Here is a 19,645-nt window from a genome sequence, read left to right as displayed (position 1 = left end):
GCTACGGTGTGACCGGTTCGCCGATGCGGACCGTGGCGCTGGCCATCGATCCGGGCACGCCCTGTGGTTTTTCGACTGTCACCGCGGCGCCGAGGACCAGATTATGTTCGAGGCACGCCTCGGCGACGCGACGGGCGAAGGTCTCGATCAGGACGATACGCTCGCGGGAAAGCGCATCGGCGATCCCCTTGATCCGTGCACAATCGAACACGTCCTCCGCCGAGTCCCCGTCCGGTGGCGTGACGGCCAGTGCGACATGGAGAATGAGCGGCTGAGGTCGGCCGATCTCGTGATGATGGACACCGATGTCGGCAAGCAGTTGGACATCGCGCAGCGCGATCGAACAGCGAAGGGGCGTGATCATCACATCATGGCGGTTCATCAGGCGGCCACCGGCTCCCCGGCCTTGGCTTCATCCCGCACCAACTTGTCGATCATACGAAGCGCGACGGTGGGCGCGCGATCGATCTCGAGCGCGACGAACTGGCGTACGCCCAGCTCATCCTGTGACTGCTGCATCGCCATTTCGATGTCGCGATCCTCGAGGAAGGTCTTCTCGAAGATGCCGCGCATCTTGCCCGACCACTCCTTGTCGCCGACCCTGTAGTTGCGCAGGTGCATCCAGAAGAAGTGGGTCGCGCCCGCGGTCTCGGGGGTGAGGAATTTGTAGCTGTTGTTGCGTAACCCCTTGTTGAAATTCTCTTCGGTCGGTTCCAGTCCCGCGGGCATGGTGATGATGTCGACGCGAGAGACGGTGGGGATATAGTAATAGAAGAACTGCCCGCGATCGACCTTCTGGTCACCAAAATCCTGGATCGCGGTGTCCATCGGGGAAGGTGTCGAGCCCAGCAGCCATTTGTACGCGACGATATAGTCGTCGGTCTTCTCCATTTTCACCGGCTCGCTCTTCGCGGCGGGGTTCCCGATGGTCATCTTGTGGACGAAGGTGGTGTGCGCCGGATCCATCAGATTCTCGACGATGTTGAGATAGCTGGATGGATGGTGCTGATAGCCGCCGTCGATCCGCTCCCAGCCATCGTCGTCATAATAGGCGATCCGGGGGAGCCGGGCCGGATCGGCGCACTCGGCCTCGCCCATCCAGATCCACGCCATGCCGTAGCGCTCCGCGATCGGATAGCTGCGCACCACCGCGCGGGGGGGCACCATGTCCTGACCCGGAATATGCGCGCAGCGACCGCCGCCGTCGAACACCATGCCATGATAGCCACACTGGATTCCGCGATCGACCAAAGTGCCCATCGACAGCGGCACCAGACGGTGCGGGCAACGATCGGCGAGCGCTGAGATCGCGCCGTCCTTGCCACGGAACAGCACGATGGGTTCGTCGAGGATGCGCCGGCCCAACGGAGCGTCGCCCAGCTCTTCCAGCCACGCGGCGGCATACCATTGGTTCTTGGCGAATTTGGCCATCGCTTCCTCTCCCGTCCCGCCATGCGGGGTTGTTCATTCGTTGCGCGGATTGCGCACTTTCCGTGGCGTCATACGCCGGGTGGGCGGCGCACCGAAGGGGCTGCGGCCTTGAACAATGATGTGCAGGGCTGTGAACAATGCGGTGTTCGCCGATGCGCGCGCGTGAAATGCCGGAGTTCTGCCGATCCGCTCGGTCCACCGGCCCGTCATGGCGACCGTTCAGGTTTCTGCACCAATCTGTTGTCCGAACCGGCAATTCCGGTGCCCTGACTTGGTGCCTACCCCCCGCGTCGGATGGGGCGCCGGGCTCGAAGCGCCCCGATCGCGGCGACGGCGCATGCCGCCCGCCTTTGGGAGAGGGAATGTGATTGCTGTTGCAATGGCGGACATGGCGCCGGTGGCCGAGGCTGTGCTGCTGGACGGTTATTCTTTCGAAATATCGGCAAGGGACGCGGGCTGGCTCGAAGCCATCAGCGCGATCGTGCCAGCGGGCACGGTGGTGTCTATCACCTACCTGCCGAACGAAACCGACGAGGCGCGGATAGCCGCCGCGTGTGAGGCGCGCCGGGTCGGGCTAGTGCCGATGCCCCATATCGCGGCGCGGCGCCTCCTGTCCGCCGAGGCGTTGCAGCGGCTTCTTTCGGGCCTCGCTTCCCGGGCGGCGATCGACCGGGTCTTTGTCATCGCGGGCGATCTTGCGGCCTCGACTGGCCCGTTTGCCGATGCGCTGGACCTGATCCGCAAGGCCCAATTCGGTCGGCATGGCGTGCGGCTGGTGGGGATCGCGGGCTATCCGGAAGGACACCCCCAGATCGCGTGCGACACGCTCGACCGGGCGCTGAAGGACAAAGTCGACGAGCTGGCCCAGCTGGGGCTGGCGGCGGAGATCATGACTCAGTTCGCCTTCGACGCCGACCCAATGGTGGCATGGCTGTCGCGCCTGCGCGCCGAGGGTGTTCAGGCGCGGGTCCGGTTGGGCCTGCCTGGGCCTGCCAATGTTGGCACGTTGCTCCGCTTCGCCGCGCGCTGCGGCGTGGGCGCTTCGGCCAAGGTGATGACCAAATATGGCGTGTCGATCACGCGACTGCTGAATACCGCGGGACCGGACAGGTTATATGGCGATCTGGCCCGCGGCATTTCGCCTGAAACGCATGGCGATGTCGCCATTCATCTCTATCCGTTCGGCGGCTTGCAGAAGATGGCCGAATGGGCACGCGACAACGCGCCGCGAGCCGCGAGCTGACCTTTCCCCGACCAGCTGGAATTTACCATGAACCCGACCCAAAGCGTATTCCGCATGACCATCTCGTGCCCCGATCGTCCGGGGCTGGTCGCTACGGTGAGCGGCGCCCTGTTCGCGACCGGCGCCAACATCCTCGAAGCGCAGCATTTCGCCGACCGGCTCAGCGGCCGCTTCTTTATGCGGCTGGAATTCCACAGCAATCTGTCGAAGGAGGCGCTCGACGAGTCATTCGCGGCGCTGAAGCGCGACGGCATGACGATCAACCTGAGGTCGGCGGGCGAAAAGCACCGCCTCCTGCTGCTCGTCTCGAAGTTCGATCACTGTCTGGTCGATCTGCTCTACCGCCACCGCATCGGCGAACTCGATGCCGAGATCGTCGGAATCGTGTCGAACCATTCGAAGGAGGCGCTCAAGACCTGGCTGCCCGAGCACATCTCCTTCCATCATCTGCCGGTTACGCCCGATACAAAGGCGGAGCAGGAGGCGCGGATCAAGCGGCTGGTCACGGAGACTGGCACGGACCTGATTGTCCTCGCGCGCTATATGCAGATTCTGTCCGACGACCTTTCGACTTTCCTAGAAGGACGCTGCATCAACATCCATCACAGCTTTCTGCCCGGCTTCAGGGGCGCGCGGCCCTATCATCAGGCGCACGCCCGTGGCGTGAAGATGATCGGTGCGACGGCGCACTATGTGACGTCGGATCTGGATGAAGGACCGATCATCCGCCAGGAGGTAGAGCCGGTGACGCATGCCGATTCCCCCGAGGACATGATCCGCAAGGGGCGCGACGTGGAGCGGCGCGTGCTGGCGCGCGCCGTACGCGATCACCTGGAACTGCGCACGCTGGTCGACGGGCATCGCACCATCATCTTCGGCGACTGATCATGGTGCAGGTGTTGCGTGGCGACGTCGTCGCAAACGCGCTGTGCGGCCGCCTCGCCGAGGAGGTGGCGTGCATGGCGGCGGGGGAGGGGGTGGTCCCGGGCCTCGCCGTGGTGCTGGTCGGCGAGGACGCGCCGAGCCGGGTCTATGTCGCGCGCAAGGTGATCAAGGCGCGCGAGGTCGGCATCCGCTCGTTCGAGCACCGCCTGCCCGCGGCAACTGGCGAAAAGGAATTGCTGGCGCTGATCGCCATGCTCAACGCCGATCCCGCGGTGCATGGCATCCTGATCCAGCTGCCGCTGCCGCCCCAGATCCGCTCGGCCCGGGTACTCGACGCGATCGATCCGGCCAAGGATGTCGACGGCTTCCATCCGGTCAATGTCGGGCGGCTCTCGACCGGCGGCGACGGGCTGACGCCGTGCACGCCCCTGGGCTGCATGCTGCTGCTCGAGGAAGTCGTGAACGATTTCCGCGGGCTCAAGGCGGTGGTCATCGGCAAGTCGAACATCGTCGGCAAGCCGGTCGCGCTGCTGCTGCTCGAGCGCGAATGCACGGTGACCGTCACCCATATGCACACCCGCAACCTGCCGGAGATTGTGCGGGGTGCCGACATCGTCGTCGTCGCCGCCGGCTCGCCAGGTCTGGTGCGCGGCGATTGGGTGAAGCCGGGGGCGATCGTGATCGATGTCGGGATCACGCGGGTGACCGGTGAGGGCGGCAAGGCGTGGCTGATCGGCGATGCCGCGGCCGACGAGATGGATCATGCCGGCGTCGTCACCCCGGTGCCCGGCGGCGTCGGGCCGATGACTATCGCCTGCCTGCTGAGCAACACCGTCAAGGCCGCCCGGGCAAGCCGCTGACACGCAAAAGGGGCGCCCGCCATATGGCGCGGGCGCCCCTCTCGCTTTTCCGCTGGGAAGGATCAGGCGCGATAGCCGGTGCGCGCGAACTGATCATAGGGCGAGGGTTGCACCGTCGCGCGGATCCGCGGGAAATCCTTGTGCGCGTCGAGCGACGCATCGCCGCCCGGATGTTCGCCCCAGGCGATAGTGACCTCGGTACCCGGCTCGGCATAGCGCTTGTCGATCACGCCAAGCGACAACAGCGTGCCGTAGCGCGGGAAGTTGGCGGTATACATTGACAGGCCGACCATCTCGCCATTCACCTCGACCCGGTCGCGCGGGTAGCGGAGCAGATAACCCGGATCGCCCATCACTTCCTTCACGTCGTCGGCATTGAAGACGAAGGTCACGCGGGTGCGCTTGACATCGTCCCTGGCCTTCTCCAGCGCCTCGCGGCCGATGAAATCATGGTTGAACGCGATCGAACGGCCATAGCCCAGCTCGTACGGCGAGACATAATAGTCCGCGATATTGTCCGAATAGAAGCTGCCATGAAGCGGCTTCTGCCCCTCGTACGAGAAGAGCGAGACGAACTTGCGGTAATCCTCCAGTTCGGGGTCGCTGTAGATGCCGGGGGTAGGGGTTGGGATCCAGCCGCTTTCGATGCCGTTGGTGTAATAGGCCTTGCCGCCCACCTGGACGAGGCCCGACGGTTCGCCCGCATCGAGCAGGGCCTGTTTGACCGCGTCATTGTCTTCCCACTGCCCGAGCAGCTCGAAGCCCGGCTGGCCAGCCATGCCATGGCGGAAGGCGCGCAGCGTGCGGCCGGCGATCGTCACCTCCTCCGAATGGAAGAACTTGACCTTGGGCGGAGTGGCACCGAGCGCGCGCTCGACCACTTCCATCGCCCTGGGCCCCTGCACCTGATAGCGGAACATCGCGGGCGGACCGTCCTTGCGGTTATGCGAGTCCGCATCCGCGCGATAGGTGACGTCATAGCCGCCGCGATCGGCGTGATAGCGCACCCAGGTCTGCGATGCGGGCACACCGCTGAGGATGAAGCTGTTCTCGCCCATCCGCATCAGGATGCCGTCGGTGATGATGTCGCCGTTCCTGGTGACGGGGACGAACTGCTTGGCCTGGCCGATCGCGAACTTCTCGTAATCGTTCGCGCTGACTGCCTTGAGCAGCTTCATCGCATCGGGACCGTCGATGAAAAGGTCGTTCATGTGATGGCACAGGTCATAGAGGATCACGCCGCTTTCATAGGCGTGCTGCTCCTTCTCCCATCCGCTGAATTCGGGCTGGACGACCGGCACGGTCTGCGTCGCTGGATCGGGTTTCCACAGCAGCTTCATCGGCGAACCCGCCTTGTCGATGCCGTCTTGCAAGCTGGGTGGTGTCATTGAATCCTCATCCTGGAAATGATTGTTTCTGAGTGTGGGATGCAGCGAAGGCGGGTGCCGGGCAACGGGGCTATGGCTGAACTCACTGTTGCGCATAGATGACCAATGGCGTTCCGCAGGTGCTCGACAGCGGCCTGCCGGAGGTGCACATCTCCGCTCCAAGCAAAGCAATGCAAAGCCCTTGAACAATGAGGGCGGGGAGCAGGATGGACAGACTGGTGACGATGACCACCTTTTCGAAAGTGGTCGATTATTCCAGCTTCACCGCGGCGGCGGAGGATCTCGGCATCTCGCGCGCACTGGTGTCGCGTCACATCACCGACCTCGAAGCCTATTTCGGCGTGCGGCTGCTCAACCGCACGACGCGATCGGTGAGTCCGACCGAGGCGGGGGTCAAATATTATGAGGTGTGCAAGCGTGTGCTCGCCGATCTGCGCGCGGGTGAGAGCGAAGTCACGTCGATCAAGGAGAATATCGGGGGAAATATCTCGATCGTCTGCCCGAAATGGGTAGGCAATTTCGACATCTCCGACGCCTGTGTCGATTTCTGCCGCGAGCATCCCGAGGTTACGATCCAGCTGCATGTCGGCGAGATTTCGCTCAACCCGCACGAATTCCTGAGCCGCGGCTTCGACGTGTGCATCCAGCCGCGACGGGTGCGCGATTCGGATATCATGGTGAAGAAGATCGGCGGGATCACCTATGTACTCGTCGCCTCGCCCGACTATCTGGCCGACCGCGGCGAGCCGGTGACGATCGCCGAACTCTCGGAGCATGATTGCCTGACCAAACTCTCCGAGGGGCATTGGGTGTTCGAGGACGGATCGCGCATCGCGCTGAAACAGCCGCCGCGCTTCGCTTCGAACAGTTTCTTCTCCTTGTGCACGGCCGCGGTGAAAGGCCTTGGGATCGCCATGCTGCCGCACCGGGTTGCGGTGCTCGATCTGTCGCGGGGCACCCTGTGCCAGGTTCTGCCCACGCTCGCGCTTGAGGAGGCGCCGCTCTATGCCGCCTATGCTCCCGGTGGAAACGTGCCGCGCAAGGTCCGCGAGCTGATCAATTTCCTCGGAGTGTGGTTCAAGAACCGGGCGCCTGACGATTATGGCGGCTCGATCCAGATCTACAACGACGCGCGGACGCCCGGCGGCCGGTGAACCACCCTCAGCGATGGCTGGCGTCGATCGTTGCCAGATCCTGTCCGACGATAATCTCGCCCTTGTAGAACGGCCTGATCCTCGCGACGAAATGCTCCGGATCATAATCCTGTCCCATGACATAATGGCTGAGGACAAGCTTCCTTACACCCGCGTCTGCCGCCAGCTTGCCGACCTGTTCGGGGCTCAGATGCTGCTCGCGCATATGCGTGATGAGTTTGTCGTATTTGCCGTTCGGATTGATCGCCAGCATCGCCGCGAGGATGCTGTCGACGTCGCAAATTTCGCTGACAAGGATGTCGGCGCCCTGCGCGAGCTGGGTCACTGCGTCCGAGGGGCCGGTGTCTCCGGTGAAGACCACCGATCCGAGCACGGTATCGAAGCGGTAGGAATAGGATTTGTCCTTGCCATAGCTGGCGCGGGTCGTGTGGAGGACCGCGAAATGCGTATTCGGCACCGCCGTAACGCGGACCTGGGCGTCCTTGAAGATCTCGGTGGGCCCGGCGAGATCGACGTCATGCGCGGGATAGAGGCTCTTCAGCGCCGGCCGGTCCGGAGACTGAACGCGGAAGATCTCCTCGCCGATCAGGAGCGCACTGTTTTCTCGCTCGAGATAGGTCTGGAGGCCAGGCGGCGCGAAGATCGGCATGGGTGCCGTTCGCCCCAGCATCCAGCCCGTCGCCATCACATAGCCGATGCCGAGCACATGGTCCCAGTGAAGATGGCTGATAAAGGCAGCCTCGACCGCGCGAGACGGCACGCCGGCCTTCATCAGCTGCTGGCCGGCACCGTCGCCGGCATCGATCAGGTAGTTCTTGCCGCCGATCTGCAGCAGGTTCGCCGGCTGGGAGCGCGCGGCGTGCGGCGGCGGACCGCCTGCGGTACCGAGCAGGGTGACACGAAGCCCCTTAAAGGGCGCCGGCCGGGCTGCACCGCTGGTTTGTGAGAACGAAACGGCCGGCAGGAGCATAGCGGCACAAGCCGCCGCCATCAGAGCCGGGGCCAGATAACGGCGGCGACGTGTCATGATACGCTTTCTCTTTCTTCAGGCCGGGCTCAGAAATCGAACCCGACGGTCGCGCCATAGGTACGCGGCGCGGCAACGGTGCCATTGTCCGCGCTGTTCGACGCGCCGATCTGCGAGCGGTAGAAGCTGTCGCCCAGATTCTTGCCCCATAGACGGACGAACAGAGTGTCGTTTGGCCGCCACGTCAGCGAGGCATCGATCGTGGTGTAGTTCTTCTGCAGCACGCGGTTGTCCGCATCGCCGTAATAGCCGTCATTATAGTAGAAATTCCCGGCGAGCGTGAACTTGCCGATGGAGGTCGGCACGTCCAGCGATCCGCCGATGCTCGCGGTGAATGCCGGGGTATTCTGCAACCGGTTGCCCGACGCATCGCCGCGCAGGAGGCAGTTGCCGCCGAGCGCCGTGAACGGGTTCCCGAACAGGCCGAGGCAGGACTGGCCGGGGGGAATGACGAACCCGGTCGGCAGCGGCAGCGGCACGGTGATGATCGCGTTCTTGAAATTGCGATACTCGGAATGCGTATAGTTGACCCCGCCGAACAGCCGGAAATTGCTGGTGACCCGCACCGACATGTCCGCATCTATCCCGTAAATCCGCGCACCGTCCGCCGTGTACACATTTTGCACGCCGGAAATGATCTGCTGAACCTGGATATTGGACTCGTCGTAATAATAGCCGGCGACGTTGAGGCGGACGCGGCGATCGAACAGGTCGGTCTTCAGCCCGATTTCATAGGCATCGACCACTTCCGGCTGGAGCAGCAGGATGGGGGTCGCCTGCGGGATGAACGTGCCGCTGCGGAAGCCGCGATTGTAGCTGGCATAGGCCAGCACCTCGGGCGAGAAGCGGTGATCGACCGACAGCCGCCACGAAACCTTGCTGAAGCGCTCGCTGTCCGTGACGACCGGCCCGGCATTGGTGACGTTGGTGTTGCTGTTGAAGGTGACGGTTTGCGCCCAGAGATCGCGACGGTCGGTCGTGTAGCGGACGCCCGCGGTAAAATTGGTGCTTTCCCCAAGGTGCAGCGTGCCTTCGACGAAACCGGCGAAGGATTCGAGCTTGTTGCTGTTGTTGTTGTCCGAACGGCCGTTGGCGCCGAGGAAGATGTTCGTGCCGGTGGTGCGCGACGGCAGCAGGCCGGCCTTGCTCCGCATGTAGAAGCCCCCGACCACCCAGGTGAAGGGGCCGCCGGCGTCGGAGATAAGGTTGATCTCCTGAGTGAACTGATTGTCGTAGTTGAAATTGTCGATGACGAGCTGGCGGTTGGTGGTGCCGTCCGGATCGAACACGGTCCGCAGTTCGGAATGGCGATAGGCGGTGACGCTCTTCAGCATCACGCTGCCCAGATCCTGCGAGATGGTCAGGCTGCCACCATATTGGCGTGCGCGCAGCAGCGGATCGGTATCGGCATAGATGTCCCGTTCGGGATTGCCGCCCAGGTTGATGATCTGCTGCGTGACGCTCTGGCCCAGCGTGTTGCGCGGGGAGAAGGCGCGGAAGGCCGGTTCGGTCGAATCGCGGCCGTTGAAGTCGCCCGCCAGAAGGACGCTGGTTCCGGCGCTGGGCTGCCACAGGATCTTGGCGCGGCCGGCCCAGGTGCGTGCGCTCTGGATATCGTGGCCGGTGAACAGGTTCTTGCCGAAGCCTTGGTCGCGATTTTCGTACTGCGCAGAAAGGCTCACCGCGATCGTGTCGCTCAGGCCGCCTGAGACATAGCCCGCAGCGGTCACCGTGTCGAAGCTGCCATAGCCGAATTCGGCACGAGCGGTGGGCTTGAAGCTGGGGCCCCGCGTGTTGATCTGGATAAGTCCGCCGGTCGCGTTGCGGCCGAACAGCGTGCCCTGCGGGCCCTTGAGCACGGTCACCTGCTCGACATCGTACAGCGACTGGAGCACCCCGAAGGCCGACCCGTAATAGACGCCGTCGACATAGACCGCGACTGGGTTCTCGATGCCCGGACCGACGCCCGTCGAACCGATGCCGCGGATACGCGGAAGCCCGAAGCCGGCGGTCGCCACGGTGATGTTGAGCGACGGGACGGTCGCCTTGAGATCCTCGGTGCTGGTCACGCCCGACGAGCGGAGCTGTTCGTCGCTGAGCGCGGTGATCGCGATCGGCACGTCCTGCGCGTTCTGCGAGCGCTTTTGCGCGGTGACGACGATGTCGTCATTGCCGGTGGTGGAATCGCGCGATGTCGCGTCGTCCTGCGTGGCCGGCGCGTTCTCGGTCGGCAGCGGTGCCGTAGGCGAGGTCTGGGCGAAGGCGGTGCCGCCCAGCAGCGACGCGATGCCGACTCCGGCGAGCAGCGCCGAACGCGCGGTGAAATGGAAACCCTTGGGCATCAAACCCCTCCCCTAAAATTGTCCCGCCGCATTTCATGCGCCGGGCTTGATCAACCGCTGGAAGGTTCGAGCGTGCTTGGGGTCGAGCTTGCGAGACGGTGCTGCGCAAATTCGACCTCAGGGCACGCATCCCTCCTATGTCGGCCATTGAACGGTAAAGTGTGATCGCCGTGTGAGTGATCAACATACCGCGCCCGACGATAATTTCTGCGCAGCCGCCCATGAAGCCGCGCTCCCGCCCTGATAGAAGCCGCCATTCGCACAGGCGAAGTGCAGGCCGGCGCCAGGCCTTGGATTGACATTGAAACGAATCAAGATATATCTTAATCATATCTTGAAGTTACGGAGTTGATGACATGCGTCCCTTTGGGCGGGGTTCACGCGGCTATGGTGGTGGCCCCCAATTCGACCCGATGGGTGAAGGCCGTGGCGGTTTCGGGCGCGGCTATGGCCGGCGGCGGATCATCGACGGAAGCGAATTGCGGCTGCTGCTGCTCTCGCTGATCGCGGTCGCGCCGCGGCATGGTTACGACCTGATCCGCTCGATCGAGGAACTCTCGGGCGGCGCCTATGCGCCGAGCCCGGGTATCGTCTATCCGGCGCTCGCGATCATGGCGGATCTCGATCAGATCGCGGCGGGCGAACAGGGCGGCGGTCGCAAGGTCTTCTCGATCTCGCCTGCCGGCGAGACCGAACTGGCGGCCAGGGCCAGGGAAGTCGAGGCGCTGCAGGCCCGGCTGAAGGACCTCGCCGGCGCAGATGCCGCGCAGCACGCGCCGGTCCGACGCGCGATGGACAATCTCAAGATGGTGCTCGGCAACACGCTGACCGGCCGGGCCGGCGTGGACGTGCACGCGGTCGCCGCCCTGATCGACGAGGCGGCAAGCAAGATCGAGCGGCTGGGCTGACCCGGCTTCGCCACTACCGCCAGATGGAAGAACCCAGGAGAAATGAGTTGAGCGAACAAGCCGGATCGAATGCAGCACCCGGCGCCACGGAGCGCGCGATGCCGGGCCTCTCCAAGGCCGGACCCGGCAAGAAGGGCGTGATGCTGATGAACCGGATCGGCCCGTCGGGGTCCCGGCTGTATATCGCCAATGCCGACGGATCGGACGAGCGTGCGCTGCCGCAATTCTCCGCGATGGATTATCACCCCAGCTTCTCGCCCGACGGTGAATGGATCAGCTTCACCAGCGAACCCGATGGCGATGGCCAGCCCGACGTCTTTCGCTGTCGCATCGATGGCAGCGGCCTTCAGCCGATCATGGCGACGTCCTCGCTCGAGGACGCCGCGGTGATCTCACCCGATGGCAAGAAGGCCGCTTATGTCTCCACGGCCGAGGGCTATAAAGCCAATATCTGGCTGCTCGATCTCGAAACCGGTGAGAAGGTCAATCTGACCGCCGACCCTGTCATTGCCGGCGATCCCGAAAGCCCGGACGGCTATTTCCGCCCGGCCTGGTCGCCTGACGGGCGCTGGCTGGCCTTTTCTTCCGACCGCAACACCAGCTGGACCGGGCATAGCGGCGGGCACGGCTGGGAACACACCCAGGAATTGTCGATCTACATCGTCGGAATGAATGGCGAGTTTCGCAAACTCGCCTCGAAGCCCGGCTATTGCCTCGGCTCGCCCAAATGGTCCCCGGACGGTAGCCGGATCGTCTTCTATGAAATCGAGACCGAACACACATGGGGCGCGCGCCGTCCCGAATGGATTGGCCGCTGCGGATCGCAGATCGTGTCAGTGGATGTCGCCACCGGGCAGGATCGCATCGAGCATACCAGCGGCCCCGAGCTGAAGCTGGCGCCGCAGTTCATGCCGAACGGCAAGGATATCGCCTATTTCGTCAAGGCTGGCGGCGGGCAGGGCGGCATCCGCGCGACCGACGCCGCCTGGATGACCAAGGATGTCCCCAACACCGGACTGCACTACACCTCCGGCGCCGAGTCCGTGCTGCGCCAGCTGCGCTCGCCCTGCTGGTCGCCCGATGGAAGCAAGGTCGTTTACGAGAAGGTCGACTTCACCTTCCGCCCGCAGGACAAGCTGCTCTACAGCTGGGATGACGAGTGGGAATATCGCTCGACCGACATCTACCCTGTGCTCTCGCGTCAGGGCCGGCTCGCTATCACCCAGAAGCAGCTCGGCACCTCGTCGATCGTGACGATGAAGCCCGATGGCAGCGACCAGAAGATCGTATTCGACGTCGCGGGCAAGGGCCTCGATCCGATCCTCAACAAGAAGGGGATCGCGGGCGCCTTCCAGCCGACCTGGTCGCCCGACGGTGCGTGGATCGCGTTCGGGCTCGGCAACTGGTTCCAGCATCGCACCGATCCGGGCAAGGCCAAGCTGCTGCGGGTGAAGAGCGACGGCTCCGACTATGAGGTGCTGACCGACGGCACCGAGCATTCGGGCTTCCCTAGCTACGCCGCGGATGGCCGCTATCTCGTTTTCCGTGTGTGGGGCGACGGCGCGTTCGGGCTGAGGATCATGGACCTGGAGGACAAGAGCGTCCGGGTGCTGACCACGGAGAGGGACAATCTGCCCTTCTGGTCACCCGATGGCACGCTGATCACCTTCACGCGCCAGTACGGGCCGGCGAACTATCATATCTGCACGATCCGGCCCGACGGTTCGGATTTCCGCGCGCTTACTGAAACCGGCGCCAATGATGCGCATTCGGTGTGGACGCTCGACGGCAGGATCCTGTGGTCGAGCGGCACCTACGGTTTCCGCGACGAGGCGGCGATCTACGACTTCACCTTCCAGCCCTATGGCCAGATCTGCATCATGGATGCCGACGGCGGCAACAAGCGGCTACTGACCGACAGCCTGTGGGAGGATTCGATGCCGCTCTATATCCCCAACGAGTTCCTGTGATGGAGGGACCCGCCACGCGTCACCAGGTAACGCGCATCCGCCGTGAGCCCCGTCGCCGCGCGCTCACCGTCACCGCCAGCGAACGGCTGGGGCCGCATATGCTGCGGCTGCACTTTACCTCGCCCGATCTTGCCGATTTCGAGAGCGCGGCGCCCGACGATCACATCAAGCTGTTCGTGCCGGATGGGGCAGGGGGGATGGCGATGCGCGACTATACCCCGCGCGCCTTCGACATAGCGGCACAGACATTGATGATCGACTTCGCGCTGCACGAGGCCGGGCCGGCGACCGCCTGGGCGCTGAGTGCCGCTCCGGGGGACCAGGTCCAGATCGGCGGGCCCAGGGGGTCGAATGTCATTGCCGATGATTTCGACTGGTATCTGCTGATCGGTGACGAGACCGCATTGCCGGCGATCGGGCGCAGGCTTGAGGAACTCCGGCCGGCCGTGCCGGTGCTGGTGCTGGCGGTGGTGGATGCGCCGGGCGACCAGCTCGCACTGCCCGACCGTGATGGACTTACGATCGAATGGAGCTGCCGCAGCGAGGGGCGCGATGATGCCACGCGCATGGCGGCGCGGCTCGATGCGATGCCGCTGCCGGCAGGGGAGGGCTATGTCTGGATCGCGGCCGAGTCATCGTTGGCGCGCGCTCTTCGGGTTCATATGGTCGAGAAGCTCGGCCATCCGCGCGAATGGGTGAAGGCGGCGGGCTATTGGATGCAGGGCGTCGCCGATGCCCATGAGCGGATTGACGACTGAGGCTCCACGCCCCGGTGCAGATACGGGCTCAGTCAAACCTGTCGAGCAGCGGATAGAGCGACGTCCGGCCGTCGGGTCCCACCGTGACCCAGGCGTTGGCGGTGAGGAACGGGCGCAGCCGGTGCGATTGTTGGCCGGGCAGGGTCGTGACCTCGCCGGTGGCGGGGCAGCGATAGGCCTTCAGGATCTGCGTCGTGCCGTCGCGACGCGGGGCGTCGATGGCCACCGCCATACCACGCTCGGGATCGCTTCCGATCGCTGCGCGGACGGCGCGCATCACGAAAAAGCGCAGCGCGACGAGCGCGGCGGCGGGATTCCCCGGCAGCGCCAAAAAAGGGCGGCGATCGGGCAGGCGTGCATAAAGGACCGGCCTGCCCGGCCGCATCCTCACGCCATGGAATTCGATCGTGGCGCCCAATTCCCATAAGACCCATGGCAAGGGATCGCGATCGCCCACCGAAACGCCGCCGGTGGTGACGAACATGTCCGCATCGGTTTCGACCAGGGCCCTGATCGCATCGAGGCAGGTCGTGGGATCATCGCCGACCGGCCGATGCAGCCGGAACGGGATGGCGGAATCGCGCAGGCATCCCGCCAGCATCGGCCCGTTGGTGTCGATCACCGAGGCGCCGCCGATGGCGCAGAGCTCATCCCCGGTCGGCTGAAGGGCGATGGTGGGAAGCCGGCGTACCAGAAGTTCTTCGACCCCGTAGCTGGCCAGTGCGCCAAGCGCCGGGCCGTGGATCATCCGGCCGCTCGTCAGCACAACCTCGCCCGCGGCCGCATCTTCTCCGCACCGGCGGATATTCATGCCGGGGGGCAGGGCCTCAGCGAGATGCAGCAGGTTTCCCCGCAGCGCCGCGCGTTCCTTTACGAGGATCGCGCCGCATCCGGCGGGGACAGGAGCGCCGGTGCCGATCGGTGCCGCCGTGCCACGGGCGAGCGGGGCGCCGCCGCTACCGGCGGCGATCGGATCGGTAAGCCTCAGCACCGCGTTGCCCGCTACGGCGTCGAGCGCGTGAATGGCAAAGCCGTCCATCGCTGAGGCATCGAAGGCCGGATAGGCCGCGCGCGCCATGACCGACGATGCGGTGCAGGCGCCATATGCGTCGCCCAGCGCCGACAAGGTGGCGGGTTGCATGCCTGTCGTATCGCCGATGATTCGCATGGCGTCGGCAAAGCTGGGCCGGAGCGGCGCTTGTGCTGGCGGTTCGGGCTTCACCCGGATCAAGGCCGCCGCCATCAGCCGGCGTCCGATCCGGCGACGTCGTCGAATTCGGTGGCGCGGCTTTGATGTGGAGCGGGCGGTGCATCGCGCAACCGCGTGATCGCCGCCGCCGCAATCGGGGAGAGGCCTGAAGGATCGGCGAGGATCGCCGCCTTCATCCGCGGATCCCAGAAGGCGATCATATGATCCGCCGTTGCGGCCGCCGCATTCCTGTCGCCCATCGTCGCGAAGTTCTTCGCGATCTGGTTGGCCATATGGATCAGGCGCTCGTGCTGGTTCACTCGGCCGGCTCCGCCGGGGCGGCGATCCGACGCGCGCGCGCGCTCAGCGCCTGATAATCCGCCTGCCAGTCGCTCGGGCCGTTGGACGGCGCGACCTGGACCGCGGTGACCTTGTATTCGGGACAGTTGGTGGCCCAGTCAGAATAGTCGGTCGTGATGACATTCGCCTGCGTCGTCGGGTGATGGAAGGTCGTATAGACCACCCCCGGCGCAACCCGATCGGTGACCTTGACCCGCAGCGTCGTCTCGCCCGAACGGCTGGTGAGGCGCGCCCAATCCCCCTCCTTGAGTCCGCGATCCTCGGCATCGGCCGGATGGACCTCGAGCAGATCCTCGGGATGCCAGGCGACGTTCTCGGTCCGTCGCGTCTGGGCGCCGACATTGTAATGGCTGAGGATGCGCCCAGTGGTGAGCAACAGCGGAAACCGCGGCCCGGTCTTCTCGTCGGTGGGGATATAGTCCGTCACCACGAACTTGCCCTTGCCGCGCACGAAGCCGTCGATGTGCATCACCGGCGTGCCCTCGGGCATGGCGGCGGTGGCGGGCCATTGCATCGAGCCGAGTTCGTCGAGCCGGGCAAAGCTCACCCCGGCGAAACTGGGGGTCAGCCGCGCGATCTCGTCCATGATCTCCGATGGGTGGCTATAGTTCCAGCCCAGGCCGAGCGCCATGGCGAGCCCTTGAGTCACTTCCCAATCGGCAAGCCCGTTGAGCGGCGTCATCACTTTGCGCACCGGCTGGATGCGGCGCTCGGCATTGGTGAAGGTGCCGTCCTTTTCGAGGAAGGTCGAACCGGGCAGGAAGATGTGCGCGTAATTCGCGGTCTCGTTGAGGAAGAGATCGTGGACGATCACGCATTCCATCGCGGCGAGCCCCGCCGAGACGTGGTGCGTATTGGGGTCGGACTGGAGGATGTCTTCGCCCTGGACGTAGAGCGCCTTGAAGCTGCCATCGACCGCGGCGTCGAGCATGTTGGGGATGCGCAGGCCCGGCTCGGGATCGATTGCGACGCCCCAGTCGGCCTCGAACAGCGCGCGGGTCCCGGCATCGGAGACGTGGCGGTAACCGGCGAGTTCGTGCGGGAAGCTGCCCATGTCGCACGCGCCCTGGACGTTGTTCTGGCCGCGCAGCGGGTTCACGCCGACGCCGGGGCGGCCGATATTGCCGGTCGCCATGGCGAGGTTGGCGATGGCCATCACGGTCGAGCTGCCCTGGCTGTGCTCGGTGACGCCAAGCCCATAGTAGATCGCGCCGTTGCCGCCGGTTGCGTAGAGCCGGGCGGCGGCGCGCAGCTCCTGCGGATCGACGTTGGTGACCGGCTGAAGCGCCTCGGGTGAATTTCTGGGGTTCGCGACGAACTCGGCCCAGAGCTGATATTCGTCCCAGTCGCAGCGTTCGCGCACGAACGCCTCGTTTGCCAGCCCCTCGGTGACGATCGTGTGCGCCATCGCGGAGAGGACCGCGACGTTGGTGCCGGGGCGCAGCGGCAGATGATGCGCCGCGTTGATGTGCGGGGTGCGAACCATGTCGATGCGGCGCGGATCGACCACGATCAGCTTGGCCCCCTGGCGCAGCCGCCGTTTCATCCGGCTCGCAAAGACCGGATGCCCGTCGGTCGGGTTCGCGCCGATGATCAGGATCACGTCGGCGGCCATCACGCTGTCGAAATCCTGCGTGCCGGCGGAGGTGCCGAAGGTGGTCTTCAGCCCATAGCCGGTGGGGGAGTGGCAGACCCGCGCACAGGTATCGACATTGTTGTTGCCGAAGCCCGCTCGGACCAGCTTCTGGACGAGGAAGGTCTCTTCGTTGGTGCACCGGCTGGAGGTGATCCCGCCGACCGAGTGGCTGCCATATGTCGCCTGGATGCGGCGGATCTCCGACGCGGCGTGATCGAACGCCTCCTGCCAGCTCACCTCGCGCCAGGGCTGGTCGATGCTCGCGCGGATCATCGGATTGAGGATGCGCTCCTGATGGTTGGCATAGCCCCAGGCGAAGCGGCCCTTGACGCAGCTGTGCCCGCGATTGGCCTTGCCGTCCTTCCATGGCACCATGCGGACCAGCTGCTCGCCGCGCATCTCAGCGCGGAAGGTGCAGCCGACGCCGCAATAGGCGCAGGTGGTCACGACGCTGCGATCGGGCGTGCCCACCTCGACCACCTTGCGTTCCTGCAGCGTCGAGGTGGGGCAGGCCTGGACGCAAGCGCCGCACGATACGCAATCGGAGGAGAGGAAGCTGTCGCTCGCCATCCCCGCCGACACCTTCGACCCGAAGCCGCTGCCGTCGATGGTGAGCGCGAAGGTCCCCTGCACCTCGTCGCAGGCGCGGACGCAGCGCGAGCAGACGATGCATTTGGAAGGATCGAAGTCGAAATAGGGATTCGACAGGTCCTTGGACTGACCGAGATGGTTCTCGCCCGCGCCGTACCGCACGTCGCGCAGGCCGACCGCGCCCGCCTGATCCTGCAACTCGCAATCCCCGTTCGCGGCGCAGGTCAGGCAATCGAGCGGGTGATCGGAGATATAGAGCTCCATCACGCCCTTGCGCAGCTTGTGCAGCATTGGCGTCTGGGTGCGCACGACCATGCCGGGTTCGACCGGCGTGGTGCAGCTGGCGGGGGTGCCCCGGCGGCCGTCGATCTCGACCAGGCACAGGCGGCAGGAGCCGAACTGCTTGAGGCTGTCGGTCGCGCAGAGCCTGGGGATCGAGGTGCCGATCTCCGCCGCGGCGCGCATCACCGTGGTGCCGGCGGGGACGATGGTCTCGCGGCCGTCGATGGTCAGCGCGACCGTCGCGGCTTCGTGGGATGCGGGCGTGCCCAGATCGGGCTGGGGTTCATAGCCCATGATACTGCTCCAGCCTTGCGAGGTCTTGCGGCGTGTTGATATTGGCCGGGATGGTGATGCTGGTGATGGCGCGTGAGCCGATGCGTTCCGCGAAGCCGCGGACCGAATGGCTGCCGGTACCGAACAGGATTTCTTCGATCGCGGCCGCGGTGCGCGCGGGCCACAGCCCGATCACGGGCTGCGAGGCAATATAGGCCGGTGCCGGTTCCAGAAGCGCGCGGATGTCGGTGGGAAGCAGCGCGCAATCGACCGGGATAGTCAGGGCCTGGTCGAAGCCATTGTCGAGCGCGTGGTTGAGTGCGCCCGCAAGCCCGCCCAGCGGGCCCATTCCGACGGCAGGCCAGTCGCTGATCGAGGGCGCAAGCCGCGTGCTTCGCCCGACCACCACCACGGTGTCGCAATGTGGCCGCAGCGCTTCGACGGCATGCTCCAGCAGCGGCCGACCGGCAAACAGCGCCTCGGCCTTGTCCGATCCGAAACGCGACGATTTGCCGCCGGCAAGGACTGCCCCAAGCGTCTTCATACGATGCTGCCGTGCGGATCGTTGAGGATCAGCACCGAATCCGTCCGCGCCAGCGCGACCAGCGCAAGCCCGGCGGCGGTGGCGCGTTCGACCGCGAGGCTGGTCGGGGCGGAGATCGTCACCAGCAGCGGACAGCCGGCGCGAACGGTCTTTTCTACCAGTTCATAGCTGCACCGCGCCGAAAGCAGGATGAAGCCGGTCGCCGGGTCGACGCCGGCGAGCGCGAGCGCGCCGATCAGCTTGTCGAGCGCGTTGTGCCGGCCGACATCCTCGCGGGCGCACAGGATGCGGCCATCGGGGGCGCAGAAAGCGGCGGCATGGACCGCGCCGGTCGATGCCCCGAGCGGCTGGTGATCGCGCAGCGAGGCCAGCGCATGCGCGATGGCGTCGCGGGTCGTGGCGATTCGTGCGCGGACGGGCGGGAGGGGGCGGAGAATCTGCTCGATGCTCTCCATCCCGCACAGGCCGCAGCTGCTTTCGGACAGGCGGGTGCGGGCGCGGTCGAGCACCGGACCCATGCGCTCGGGTGACAGCGCGATACGCGCAATCCATCCGCCATCGACCGGATGCACGTCCACGCCCGCGATTTCGGACACGTTCTCGACCAGGCCCTCGGCAAGCGTCAGGCCGACGGCATAGGCTTCGAGATCGGCAGGGGTGGCCATCATCACCGCATAGCCGATGCCGTTATATTCGATCGCCACCGGCGCCTCGATGGGAATGCTCCGCAGCAATTCCGCGTCGCCCGGTTCGGCCAGCCCCAGCCGGTGCGCCGCGACGCTCCGCTCCAGGGTCATGGCCGGA

17 protein-coding genes are annotated in these 19,645 nt (G+C 65.2%); 7 read left to right on the top strand and 10 right to left on the bottom strand.

Going from position 1 to position 19,645, the window contains the following annotated elements; genetic code table 11:
* Window position 1 precedes the first annotated feature (1 nt).
* The gene (locus AC1RT8_RS23310; protein WP_493078790.1) at window positions 2-382 is read right to left on the bottom strand and encodes a dihydroneopterin aldolase; all 381 of its coding nucleotides are present in this window, start codon (window positions 380-382) and stop codon (window positions 2-4) included.
* On the bottom strand, window positions 382-1,431 hold the full coding sequence (locus AC1RT8_RS23305; protein ID WP_493078788.1) for an aromatic ring-hydroxylating dioxygenase subunit alpha: 1,050 nt from the start codon (window positions 1,429-1,431) through the stop codon (window positions 382-384). Before AC1RT8_RS23305 ends, AC1RT8_RS23310 begins: the two co-directional genes overlap by 1 nt.
* Before the next feature lie 379 nt (window positions 1,432-1,810).
* Between AC1RT8_RS23305 and AC1RT8_RS23300 the strand changes: the two genes are divergently transcribed.
* From AC1RT8_RS23300 to AC1RT8_RS23290, 3 genes are read left to right on the top strand one after another with little or no spacing between them, the layout of a single operon-like run.
* A complete protein-coding gene (locus AC1RT8_RS23300) occupies window positions 1,811-2,674 on the top strand; it encodes a methylenetetrahydrofolate reductase (protein ID WP_493078786.1) in 864 nt (287 codons plus the stop codon).
* 27 nt (window positions 2,675-2,701) lie between these two features.
* Window positions 2,702-3,559 (top strand): formyltetrahydrofolate deformylase, encoded by an 858-nt coding sequence (gene purU, locus AC1RT8_RS23295; protein WP_493078784.1) that lies wholly within the window; start codon window positions 2,702-2,704, stop codon window positions 3,557-3,559.
* A gap of 2 nt (window positions 3,560-3,561) precedes the next feature.
* Window positions 3,562-4,419, top strand: a complete 858-nt coding sequence (locus tag AC1RT8_RS23290; RefSeq protein ID WP_493078782.1) for a bifunctional 5,10-methylenetetrahydrofolate dehydrogenase/5,10-methenyltetrahydrofolate cyclohydrolase — start codon at window positions 3,562-3,564, stop codon at window positions 4,417-4,419.
* 62 nt (window positions 4,420-4,481) lie between these two features.
* Here the strand turns inward: AC1RT8_RS23290 and AC1RT8_RS23285 are convergent, their stop codons facing one another.
* Window positions 4,482-5,807: an aminomethyl transferase family protein gene (locus AC1RT8_RS23285; protein ID WP_493078780.1), complete on the bottom strand. Its 1,326-nt coding sequence runs from the start codon at window positions 5,805-5,807 to the stop codon at window positions 4,482-4,484.
* Between the two features lie 206 nt (window positions 5,808-6,013).
* Here AC1RT8_RS23285 and AC1RT8_RS23280 point away from each other — a divergent pair, with 206 nt between their 5' ends.
* Window positions 6,014-6,961: a LysR family transcriptional regulator gene (locus AC1RT8_RS23280; RefSeq protein WP_493078778.1), complete on the top strand. Its 948-nt coding sequence runs from the start codon at window positions 6,014-6,016 to the stop codon at window positions 6,959-6,961.
* Between the two features lie 7 nt (window positions 6,962-6,968).
* Here the strand turns inward: AC1RT8_RS23280 and AC1RT8_RS23275 are convergent, their stop codons facing one another.
* Entirely contained in the window at window positions 6,969-7,988 is a 1,020-nt protein-coding gene (locus AC1RT8_RS23275; RefSeq protein WP_493078777.1) for an MBL fold metallo-hydrolase, read from the bottom strand.
* Between the two features lie 29 nt (window positions 7,989-8,017).
* Window positions 8,018-10,330, bottom strand: coding sequence for a TonB-dependent receptor (locus AC1RT8_RS23270; protein WP_493078776.1), 2,313 nt, complete (start codon window positions 10,328-10,330; stop codon window positions 8,018-8,020).
* Window positions 10,331-10,743: 413 nt separating this feature from the next.
* Between AC1RT8_RS23270 and AC1RT8_RS23265 the strand changes: the two genes are divergently transcribed.
* The 3 genes from AC1RT8_RS23265 to AC1RT8_RS23255 are packed head-to-tail and all read left to right on the top strand — an operon-like array spanning window position 10,744 to window position 13,966.
* Window positions 10,744-11,238, top strand: coding sequence for a PadR family transcriptional regulator (locus tag AC1RT8_RS23265; protein WP_493078774.1), 495 nt, complete (start codon window positions 10,744-10,746; stop codon window positions 11,236-11,238).
* A 47-nt stretch (window positions 11,239-11,285) separates the two neighbouring features.
* On the top strand, window positions 11,286-13,208 hold the full coding sequence (locus AC1RT8_RS23260; RefSeq protein ID WP_493078773.1) for a hypothetical protein: 1,923 nt from the start codon (window positions 11,286-11,288) through the stop codon (window positions 13,206-13,208).
* Window positions 13,208-13,966 (top strand): siderophore-interacting protein, encoded by a 759-nt coding sequence (locus tag AC1RT8_RS23255; protein WP_493078772.1) that lies wholly within the window; start codon window positions 13,208-13,210, stop codon window positions 13,964-13,966. The genes AC1RT8_RS23260 and AC1RT8_RS23255 overlap by 1 nt, the downstream gene beginning before the upstream one ends.
* A 28-nt stretch (window positions 13,967-13,994) precedes the next feature.
* Here AC1RT8_RS23255 and AC1RT8_RS23250 read toward each other — a convergent pair whose 3' ends face one another.
* Genes AC1RT8_RS23250 through fdhD form a run of 5 tightly spaced genes read right to left on the bottom strand, consistent with a single transcriptional unit; the run spans window position 13,995 to window position 19,638 of the window.
* Window positions 13,995-15,209: a molybdopterin molybdotransferase MoeA gene (locus AC1RT8_RS23250; protein WP_493078771.1), complete on the bottom strand. Its 1,215-nt coding sequence runs from the start codon at window positions 15,207-15,209 to the stop codon at window positions 13,995-13,997.
* Window positions 15,209-15,475 (bottom strand): formate dehydrogenase subunit delta, encoded by a 267-nt coding sequence (locus AC1RT8_RS23245; protein WP_493078769.1) that lies wholly within the window; start codon window positions 15,473-15,475, stop codon window positions 15,209-15,211. Before AC1RT8_RS23245 ends, AC1RT8_RS23250 begins: the two co-directional genes overlap by 1 nt.
* Window positions 15,472-18,318: a formate dehydrogenase subunit alpha gene (fdhF, locus tag AC1RT8_RS23240; protein ID WP_493078768.1), complete on the bottom strand. Its 2,847-nt coding sequence runs from the start codon at window positions 18,316-18,318 to the stop codon at window positions 15,472-15,474. Before fdhF ends, AC1RT8_RS23245 begins: the two co-directional genes overlap by 4 nt.
* The gene (gene mobA, locus AC1RT8_RS23235; protein ID WP_493078766.1) at window positions 18,308-18,841 is read right to left on the bottom strand and encodes a molybdenum cofactor guanylyltransferase; all 534 of its coding nucleotides are present in this window, start codon (window positions 18,839-18,841) and stop codon (window positions 18,308-18,310) included. The genes fdhF and mobA overlap by 11 nt, the downstream gene beginning before the upstream one ends.
* A complete protein-coding gene (fdhD, locus tag AC1RT8_RS23230) occupies window positions 18,838-19,638 on the bottom strand; it encodes a formate dehydrogenase accessory sulfurtransferase FdhD (RefSeq protein ID WP_493078764.1) in 801 nt (266 codons plus the stop codon). Before fdhD ends, mobA begins: the two co-directional genes overlap by 4 nt.
* Window positions 19,639-19,645 lie beyond the last annotated feature (7 nt).

The sequence above is a fragment of the Sphingomonas sp. GW821-FHT10F11 genome, from assembly GCF_058809095.1.
Note: the sequence above shows the minus strand (reverse complement) of the source record. Positions and strands in the feature narration are given on the sequence as shown.